Origin of the sequence: Megasphaera sp. SW808 (assembly GCF_012027795.1) — a bacterium.
Classification (GTDB): Bacteria; Bacillota; Negativicutes; order Veillonellales; family Megasphaeraceae; genus Megasphaera; species Megasphaera stantonii.
Map to the genome: position 1 here is coordinate 1 of NZ_SJOT01000043.1, position 10,035 is coordinate 10,035.

6 protein-coding genes and 1 pseudogene are annotated in these 10,035 nt (G+C 43.9%); all 7 read left to right on the top strand.

Features of this window, described 5'->3' with window-relative positions:
- Positions 1-320: 320 nt before the first annotated feature.
- The 7 genes and pseudogenes from E0L13_RS11390 to E0L13_RS11425 all read left to right on the top strand — a co-directional run bounded on the left by E0L13_RS11390 (position 321) and on the right by E0L13_RS11425 (position 9,975).
- Entirely contained in the window at positions 321-710 is a 390-nt protein-coding gene (locus E0L13_RS11390) for a type II toxin-antitoxin system HicB family antitoxin (protein WP_240924738.1), read from the top strand.
- A 295-nt stretch (positions 711-1,005) separates the two neighbouring features.
- Positions 1,006-2,313, top strand: a complete 1,308-nt coding sequence (locus E0L13_RS11395; RefSeq protein WP_168062508.1) for an S-layer homology domain-containing protein — start codon at positions 1,006-1,008, stop codon at positions 2,311-2,313.
- A 346-nt stretch (positions 2,314-2,659) separates the two neighbouring features.
- Complete coding sequence (locus E0L13_RS11400; RefSeq protein WP_168062509.1) at positions 2,660-4,012, top strand: S-layer homology domain-containing protein; 1,353 nt, start codon at positions 2,660-2,662, stop codon at positions 4,010-4,012.
- A 1,326-nt stretch (positions 4,013-5,338) separates the two neighbouring features.
- Positions 5,339-5,593, top strand: coding sequence for a type II toxin-antitoxin system prevent-host-death family antitoxin (locus E0L13_RS11405; protein ID WP_087478807.1), 255 nt, complete (start codon positions 5,339-5,341; stop codon positions 5,591-5,593).
- Positions 5,586-5,837 (top strand): annotated as a pseudogene (locus E0L13_RS11410) (Txe/YoeB family addiction module toxin); the annotation flags it as partial. The gene E0L13_RS11405 and the pseudogene E0L13_RS11410, both read left to right, overlap by 8 nt.
- Positions 5,838-6,142: 305 nt before the next feature.
- Positions 6,143-7,519, top strand: coding sequence for an S-layer homology domain-containing protein (locus E0L13_RS11415; RefSeq protein WP_168062513.1), 1,377 nt, complete (start codon positions 6,143-6,145; stop codon positions 7,517-7,519).
- Positions 7,520-8,598: 1,079 nt separating this feature from the next.
- A complete protein-coding gene (locus tag E0L13_RS11425; RefSeq protein ID WP_168062517.1) occupies positions 8,599-9,975 on the top strand; it encodes an S-layer homology domain-containing protein in 1,377 nt (458 codons plus the stop codon).
- The last annotated feature ends 60 nt before the right edge of the window (positions 9,976-10,035 follow it).

Consider the following 10,035-nt stretch of genomic DNA (forward strand, 5'->3'; position numbering starts at 1 on the left):
GCGCGCGGGCTGGTCTTTTTTGTAATCTTTACATTATACACATTAATGTGTATAATAGTGGAGAGGAGGGATACGCAAATGAAACGGCGTGAACTTCTTAAGCTCTTTGAAAATGCTGGTTGGTATTTGAAACGAAATGGCGGAAGGCATGATGTATAGGAAGGCATGATGTATATACCGATGGTAAACATACAGAAGTTATTACTCGGCATCCGGATAGTAACGAGCGTCTGGCAAAAGAGCTGATTAAGAGGTGGGGGCTTAAATAGCCCTTACCTTTTTAGCTAATCATAACATGTGGAAAAGGGGGAGATGTTGTGATGAAACGGGTTGTATATCCTGTAATTTTTGAAAAAACGTCAGAAGGATATTTTGTAACAATTCCGGACTTGCATAGGAATACGCAAGGCGAGAATATAGCCGATGCTATTGCGGCTGCTCGCGATTTGATTTGTCTCACGATTATTGATTGGGAGGATGATGGTATTCAAATCCCGATTGCTAATTCCGTTCCTTATTCTGTTCCCAAGAACGCATTTACTTCTTATGTGGATGCTGATATAGAAGCGTATAGAAAGAAATATGGTACGAAGACCGTGCGCAGAAATGTCTCGATTCCAGCATGGTTAAATACAAAAGCGGAAAGTATGAAAATTAACTTTTCTCAAACCTTACAAGAAGCGCTGATAGCTAAAATAAATCAACAATAAAATGTATAACAGCAGCAAATGTATTTTGTTGCTGTTTTTTTCTGCCGTCTCATAGAGACTTAAGTGATAAAATAAATCAATATCTATTGACTTGTGAGAAACATTCTTATATAATTTAAATGTAATCAAGGTAATGACTCGCATACATGCCTTGCATATTGCCGGAGTCTATCGTTTTCACAAGAGTAAAAGAGAGGAAACTAGGCGCACTCGCCACTGAAATTGCTGAGAACGATACCCATCTGACAAATGTAAAAAAAAGAAAACATATTTCATTTGGAAGGGGTAATTCATCATGAAATCAAAAGTATTCGCATCCTTAGCGGCCGTTATGGCAGTTAGCGCGACTTGCGCCTTTGCGGCCAATCCCTTTGTTGACGTACCGACAGATAGCTGGGCATACAAATCGGTCGTAGAATTAGCTGACGCCGGCGTCATTCAGGGCGTCGACGGTCAGTATTTCCAGGGCCAGCGCAGTATTACCCGCTATGAAGCGGCGGAAATGGTAGCCAAAGCGATGGCTCATATGGATAAGGCGTCGGTGGAACAGCGTGCGCTGATTAACAAGTTGGCTGATGAATATGCCGACGAATTGAACAACCTCGGCGTCCGCGTATCAAATTTGGAAAACCGCGTCGGCAATATTAAGTTCAGCGGCGACGCCCGCGTGCGTTTCCAGCACAGCAGCGATGCTGGACTGCAGAACGACGACGCCTGGGATTATCGTATTCGCCTCCGCGGCGTAGCTCAAGTCAATGACCGCACGACGGCGACGGTGGGCATCAGCACCGGCGACGTGAGCTTTGGCGGCAACGGCGCGGCCAGTGAAAACGCCGACGTATTTGCCGATGACATCAAAATCGATTACAATTTCGGCAGCCCGAACTGGAACTTGAGCCTTGGCCGCACCGATACGTACGTGCTCGGCGGCGAGAACGCCTATGGCTACCAGTACGGCGACGTATTCGACCGGGCCGAATTGAAATACCAGAACGATTCCTTTGCCGTAACGGCCGGCTACGGTAAATTTAAGGAAGGCGACATTGCCGGCGACAGTGAACTTACATTGGACGGCGTAAAGACGGGCTATGGCGAAATTGAAGGCTTCTTCGGCAATGGTTCGGCTGTCGGTGTCTACTATAATGAGTTCTCCACTGCCGGAGGAAGCGACCGGACAGCTGCCGATTATTATGACGTCGACGATCTGTGGGGCGCTTATGCCAGCGTAAATGTCGGTTCGAAATGGAATCTTTTAGCAAACTACGAAAGCATCAGCCGTGATGCCTCGGGCGACAGTGTCAGCGATCCGAAGGTCTGGATTGGAAAGGTTACCTATGGATCGGTCAGCGAAGAACAGAAAGGCTCCTGGGACGCCTGGTTAGAATATATTGACGCGGAAAAAGGAGCGCTGATCGGCGGGGCGACGAATTCCTGGCGTGACGACAGCGTTCTCAACGGCGTCGAATCGTGGGGCATCGGCATGGATCACGCTTTAGGCAAAAATGTTGTCCTGACCGTTGGTCAGACGTTTGGTACGAATGGCAAGAATGGCAAACCAGACCCCGACGAATTTACTGATGTAGAGTTAAATTTCTTCTTCTAAGAGACAAAAAGCGCCATTGTCTTTTACGTAAAATGTAGGAAAAAAAACGGAAAAACCTCTGTAATAAGTGTGTAAAAAACGGCTGAAAATCGCATGGTGATGCGGTTTTCAGCCGTTTTGACGTACTGGCGGACTTTCGTTATACTAAATTACGAAAAGAGCGGTGCCGGGAATGAATCTTGGGCAGGCGTCTCTTTGTAAAAGAGCTGAATAGAAGAATTGGAAAAGGCAGTAAAAGAGAGGAAACTAGGACGACTCGCCAATGAACCCTTTTCTTTTTCCTAAGACGCTCGCATGTAACGAGACAAGACATATCATTTAGTTTTAAGAAAAGAGGTTTTTTCAAATGAAATCCAAAGTATTAGCATCTGTAGCAGCACTGATGGCTGTAGGCGCGACATGTGCCTTTGCAGCCAATCCCTTCGTCGACGTACCGACAGACAGCTGGGCATATCGTTCTGTCGTAGAATTGGCTGACGCCGGCATTATCCAGGGTGTCGACGGCTCCTATTTCCAGGGCGAACGCAACATTACCCGTTACGAAGCTGCTGAAATGGTAGCCAAAGCCATGGCTCACATGGACCGCGCAACGGTGGAACAGCGGGCTCTCATCAACAAATTGGCTGACGAATACGCTGACGAATTGAACAACCTCGGCGTCCGCGTATCGAACCTCGAAAACAAAGTCGGCAACATCAAATTCACCGGCGACGCTCGTCTTCGTTATCGTTATCAAAGCTCTTATACTGATAATGACGGCGTTAAACATGGCGGCAAAGAAAATGACAAGTCTTGGGACTACCGTATTCGCCTCCGCGGCAAGGCGCAGATTAATGACCGTATGACTGCAACCTTAGGCCTCAGCACGGACAGCCAGAGCTTTGGCGACAATGGCGCAGCCAGCGATACGAACATTTTTGCCGATGACATTAAAGTAGACTACAATACGAAATCCTTCGGCCTCAGCCTGGGCCGGACCGATAAATATAAGATCGGCGGCCCTCGCGCATACGGCTATATCTACGGCGATGTGTTTGACCGTGCCGAAATGCAGTTCCGCGGCGACAAATTTGCTGTAACGGCTGGCTATGGTAAATTTAAAATGGGTAGCAAAGTGAACGGTATGCCCAGTATGGCCGGTGAAGATGAGGTCATGGATGGTGTAAAAACTGGCTATGCGGAAATCGAAGGCTTCTTCGGCAATGGCTCGGCTGCCGGCGTGTACTACAATGATTTCAGTGTAGGCGGCGGCTCTGTCGATAATGATTTCTTCCGCGGCGACGACCTCTGGGGCGCCTATGCCAGCGTAAACTTTGGTTCCAAATGGAATCTGTTGGCTAACTATGAAAATGTTGGATTAGCTGATAGCTATAAAACCCCGTATACTAAAGATGATAGCGCTGATTTATGGATTGGCAGACTGACGTATGGTAAAGCAAATATGTCTGCGCCGAAATCCTGGGATATCTGGGTTGAATACATTGATGCTGAAGACGGCGTATGGCTCGGCGGCTCTACGGATTCGTGGAGATTTGCAGACCAGATGGACAATATTACCTCCTGGGGCGCTGGCGTGGATTACATCTTCGCTAAAAATGCGAAATTCAGCGTCATGCAGTCCTTTGCTACAGAAGCTAAAGACGGAAATATGACAGATCCGGAAGAACAAACCCGCGCAGAATTTGTATTTGCATTCTAATTCCATTGCATCTATATACACGGAGACCGTTCAACTACGGGCGGTCTTCTTTTGTATGAAACCGCAGCTAAATAGCCCGAAAATATTTGTATTTAGCCTTGCCTTTTCTGAATTTCCTGTTATACTAAAGACAGGCAATAATGAAACCGCGAGTTGCCATGACGCACAAACCCCTCCATAGGTGCTAGCTATGGAGGGGTTTTAACGTTTATTATATGCCGAACGCTGACGGCTAGTCTGGTTGCTTAGTGTTTTCTATCCAGACATTTGCAAATGTAATAGGATATCACATTTGCCGCGATAGAAACTAGTAATGAAACTGCGAGCTCGAACATGTCGCACCCCCTTCCTGTTGCAGGAAGTAAAAGTAACGCGTTTAGTATAGCATGGATAGATTTGCATTGTCTGCAGGCGAAGGGCGCAGCGTTTTATTTTTAACTAAATTTTAATCTATTAATAACAAATATAAGATATCTATCAAAAATGGCCAGTCAAAAAAATTCCCACAATAACTTGACTTGATATTGCCAATAGTCGGATATAGTCTTGCATTTTCTGAATTTCCTGTTATACTAAAAACAGGCAAAAGGGAGAACGCAATTTGCCATGACGCACAAACCCCTCCATAGGTGCTAGCTATGGAGGGGTTTTAACGTTTATTATATGCCGAACGCTGACGGCTAGTCTGGCTGCTTATCCTTTTCTATCCAGACATTTGCAAATGTAATAAGATATCACATTTGCCGCGATAGAAAGTAACAGGGAGATCGCAATCTCAAACATGGCGCACCTCCTTCCTGTTGCAGAAGTTTCAGGAAGTACAAGCAACGCGTTTAGTATAGCATAGATGGATTTGCATTGTCTGTAAGCGAAGGGCGCAGCGTTTTATTTTTAACTAAATTTTAATCTGTTTATTTTTGACAATATAATACATGTTTTTGTACAATAGGCGATAAGAGGCATTATATCGCATAACGGCGGACGGTGAACTTGCCCCCAGTAAAGATTGGGGGTGATGCCTATGAACGAAACAAACGTAACGTTATTGTTGTTAATCGTTCTGGTAGTGTTATTAAAAGACACATCAAAAAAGCAACCGTCCCTTTAGTTTTCCCCAGCTAAAAACGGTTACTCTTTTGTAACTACTATGGGGGCTATACCGTTTGCTGGTATAATGCCTCGTTTTTCGTATTTATTATAGCTAAAAAAATAAAACAGGTCAATCTGAATACGCTTCAATTAAAAATATTTTATTGCTTTGGCATCTCCCATTCTTGTTAAAATGTACATAATATTGTACAATAAATAGTACAAGGAGGGATTGCAATGTTGGCTGTAAATTATTCTACGATTCGAGGAAAACTAAAAGATTACTGTGACAAAGCGACCGATCATGGCGAAACGATTATCGTGACCAGGAAAGAAGAAAAAAATGTCGTATTAATGAGTTTGGAAAAATATAATGAGTTGATGCGGGCCGTTCGTAACGCGGAATATTTAGGTATGATTGATCGTGGTATTGAACAGCTTTCCCAAGGAAAAGGACAGCAGCATGAATTAATCGAGGTGGACGATGAATAAGTTGTGGTCGGACAGAGCTTGGGATGATTATTTATATTGGCAGATGCAAGATAAGAAAACCTTGAAGCGCATTAACGACTTGATTAAAGATATTGAACGAAATGGCTTGGCATATGGGATTGGAAAGCCAGAACCATTAAAATATCGGCCTGTATGGAGCAGACGGATTGATATGAAAAATCGCCTCATATATAACATAGATGAAAATGGCAGTCTTTGGATTATTGCCTGTCGGGGGCACTATGGGGGCACTATGAGGACTAATGCGCTATATCAAAAAAATGTGCCGCTATTATATTATTGTCAGTGGAAAATGAATAAAAGTTTACAGAATTTTGACAAAAAGTAAATTTTGCGTTACAATATAAGCAAAGCTGAAGTACGCTTCGGCGTAGGTGCAGCTAGATAGAGCGCATATTTGCTGAGTTTTAAGGCAGTAAAAGAGAGGAAACTAGGACAACTCGCCAATGACCCCTTAAAACGAACGATATATGGCTCGACTGTAACGTAAATTATCGTTTTATATTTTAGAAAAGAGGTCATTTCACAATGAAAGCAAAAGTATTAGCAGCATTGGCAGCAACGATGGCAGTAAGCGCAACGTGTGCATTCGCAGCTAACCCGTTTGTCGACGTACCGACGGACAGCTGGGCATACAAATCCGTAGTAGAATTGGCTGACGCAGGCGTCATCCAGGGCGTAGACGGCGAATACTTCCAGGGCCAGCGCAACATTACCCGTTATGAAGCCGCTGAAATGGTAGCTAAAGCTATGGCTCACATGGACAAAGCTACGGTTGAACAGCGCGCTTTGATCAACAAATTGGCTGATGAATATGCTGACGAACTGAACAACCTCGGCGTTCGCGTATCGAACCTCGAAAACAAAGTCGGCAACATCAAATTCACCGGCGATGCTTGTCTCCGTTATCGTTACCAGAGTGGCGTAAAAGATAACGACAATTCTTGGGATTATCGTATTCGTCTCCGTGGCCAGGCTCAGGTCAATGACCGTGTAACTGCTACATTAGGTTTGACAACGGATAATCAGAGCTTTGGTTCCAATGGTACGACGACGGATACAAATTCTGATGGTGATGTATTTGCTGATATTATCAACATCGACTATAATTTTGGCAGCCCGAATTGGAAACTCAGCTTGGGCCGCGAAGCTGAATGGACACTTGGTGGGCCGCGTGCCTATGGCTATCAGTATAGTGATGTATTCGACCGTGCTCAGTTGCAGTACAACAATGGTAAATTTGCTGTAACTGCTGGTTACGGTAAGTTTAAGGAAGCTGATGACTACTTTGCTGGCGGTAAAGATGTCGAATGGGATACAGAAACTGGTACATTAGATGGCGTAAAGACTGGGTATGGTTTGATTGAAGGTTTCTTTGGTAATGGTTCAGCTGCTGGTGTATATTATAATGATTTCACTCGTGCTGGTGGTGAAGGTACACTTAATGGTGTTGCTACAGAAGAAATGGATGCCGATGATCTTTGGGGCGTATATGCCAGCGTAAACATTGGTTCTAAGTGGAACGTTTTGGCTAACTATGAAAAAGTAAACCGTGATGGTTTTGGTTACTACAGTGGCAACGAAGTAAGCGATCCGGAAGTATGGATTGGCAAAGTAACTTATGGTAAAGCTAACATGGCTCAGCCGAAATCGTGGGATATCTGGGTAGAATACATCGACGCTGAAGACGGTGCGTTCCTCGGTGGCTCCACGAGCTCTTGGAGATTTGGCCAGATGGATAATATTACGTCTTGGGGTGCAGGTATCGACTACGTATTTGCTAAGAATGCTATGTTCAGCGTAATGCAGTCCTTCGCAACGGATAGAAAAGACTTCCAGGTAGATGGCAACAACAACGAAGCTGAAAAAGAACAGACTCGCGCTCAGTTCGTATTCGCATTCTAATTCCGTCCTTTAGGAAACAAGTAAAGGCCGCCCGGCAACGGGCGGTCTTTTTACGTATGTGCTTTGATATGTTTTCTGAAATTTAGTATAATGACAGTAGGAAGACAAGTAATGCTGGTGAATCTCTACCGTAAGTGAGAACTTAATTTAAAAAGGGACAGGCCGATGGTCTGTCTCTTTTTTTATAGAAAGGATATCTACGCGGTTTTATCATGTGGACCAAGAGTGCATAACCTATTTACAGCAATATGAGCCTAAAGTTAGTTCCAAATATAGGATATGCCGGGCATACTAAATTTGTCTGCGGCATTGTCTTGAAGATTCACGATACCAATTATTTTGCGCCTATATCTTCGAGTACTAAAAAGTTCAGAACCTCCTTTGCTATCAAAAATAATATGGGTACTATCCTTTCGACTGTACGATTGTCATTTATGTTCCCGGCCATAGTGTTTTGTCGGAATTGAATTTTGAACAGATCAGAAAAACGGATGAAACATGTTGGAGATTATTGGAAATCGAGCGCAGATATTGCAGAAAGCATGCGGAGCAGATTCATGAGTTAGCATATAAAAAGTGTATAAAATTGGTTGTAACAGCAATCATGTATTACATCACACCTGTTGTGATTTTACGCTGTTAGAAAAGATATGTAGAAATTATACTTGTAGTATGCATGAAAAGAAGGTGTACAGAGACTTAATATCCATATGATTTCTTCTACATTCTTAAGACAGATCTGTGGATATGCTGTAAAGGAATATGTGAAAAATGTTAAAAATAGTACAAGCCTATCTTGCTTATGAATAATTTTCCTGGCCTGTATAGTTTAAAAATTACTTTTTGGTTTACTGTTTTTTGACAAAGTAAAGATTTTCTGGTAAAATGATACACAGAGTTGCGGTACGATATATTGTAGGCGTGACTCGTCTAGAGTGAAACATGGTACAATGTGAGGCAGTAAGAGAGAGGAAACTAGGACAACTCGCCAATGACCCCTTGCAGCGTATATGGGACGCTCGCACGTAACGATGTAAGGCTTATTTTACATTATTTTATCGAAAAGAGGTCATTTCACAATGAAAGCAAAAGTATTAGCAGCATTGGCAGCAACGATGGCAGTAAGCGCAACGTGTGCATTCGCAGCTAACCCGTTTGTCGACGTACCGACGGACAGCTGGGCATACAAATCCGTAGTAGAATTGGCTGACGCAGGCGTCATCCAGGGCGTAGACGGCGAATACTTCCAGGGCCAGCGCAACATCACCCGTTATGAAGCAGCTGAAATGGTAGCAAAAGCTATGGCTCACATGGACAAAGCTACTGTTGAACAGCGCGCTTTGATCAACAAATTGGCTGATGAATATGCTGACGAACTGAACAACCTCGGCGTTCGCGTATCGAACCTTGAAAACAAAGTTGGAAACATCAAATTTACTGGTGATGCTCGTCTCCGTTACCGTTATCAGCATGGCAATTCGACTAAGGAAAATGATAATTCTTGGGATTATCGTATCCGTCTCCGTGGCCAGGCACAGGTCAATGACCGTGTTACGGCTACAGTAGGTTTGTCTACGGATAATCAGAACTTTGGTCATAATGGCACAACGACTGATACTAATGAAGATGGCGATGTATACGCTGATATCATTAAAGTTGATTATAATTTCGGCAGCCCGAATTGGAATCTTAGCCTCGGTCGTGACGCCGCATATTTCCTTGGCGGTGCTCGTTCTTATGCTTACCAGTATGGCGATACCTTCGATCGTGCTGAATTGAAGTATAATAATGGTAAAATTGCTGTAACAGCTGGTTATGGTAAATTTAAAGAAAATGCGGGAAATGACTTTGCAGTTGGTACGACTAAGGGTATGAAGGTTGCTGGTTATGACGACATGGATGGATTGAAGACCGGGTATGGCGAAATTGAAGCATTCTTCGGTAATGACTCCGCTGCTGGCGTATACTATAACCAGTTCAGCCGTGCAGGTGGTGCTAATGATACGGTAGTCGATGCTGATGCTGATAATTTGTGGGGTGCTTATGCAAGCATCAACCTTGGTTCTAAGTGGAATATCTTGGCTAACTACGAAAGTGTTGATAGAGATTTCAGCTCCACGACTGGCAATGCAGTAAGCGATCCGCAAGTATGGATTGGCAAGGTTACGTATGGTAAAGCTGTTATGGCTCAGCCGAAATCTTGGGACATCTGGGTTGAATACATCGATGCTGAAGACGGTGCATTCCTCGGTGGTTCGACAGGCTCTTGGAGAAACTTCGGTCTGATGGATAATATGACGTCTTGGGGCGTAGGTATCGACTACGTATTCGCTAAAAATGCTAAATTCAGCGTTATGCAGTCCTTTGCTACTGACGTTAAAGACCATGCAAGTGATGGTGTTTCTGGTCAGAATGATGAAGAAATCACTCGCGCAGAATTCAACTTCGCATTCTAATCGAATCCTTAGGTTATATACAAAAGACTACTCAGTAATGGGTAGTCTTTTTGTTATACC

Coding starts and splice junctions, on each gene's coding strand:
- E0L13_RS11415 (WP_168062513.1), top strand. CDS start 6,143: ATGAAAGCAAAAGTATTAGCAGCATTGGCAGCAACGATGGCAGTAAGC.
- E0L13_RS11405 (WP_087478807.1), top strand. CDS start 5,339: ATGTTGGCTGTAAATTATTCTACGATTCGAGGAAAACTAAAAGATTAC.
- E0L13_RS11390 (WP_240924738.1), top strand. CDS start 321: ATGAAACGGGTTGTATATCCTGTAATTTTTGAAAAAACGTCAGAAGGA.
- E0L13_RS11395 (WP_168062508.1), top strand. CDS start 1,006: ATGAAATCAAAAGTATTCGCATCCTTAGCGGCCGTTATGGCAGTTAGC.
- E0L13_RS11425 (WP_168062517.1), top strand. CDS start 8,599: ATGAAAGCAAAAGTATTAGCAGCATTGGCAGCAACGATGGCAGTAAGC.
- E0L13_RS11400 (WP_168062509.1), top strand. CDS start 2,660: ATGAAATCCAAAGTATTAGCATCTGTAGCAGCACTGATGGCTGTAGGC.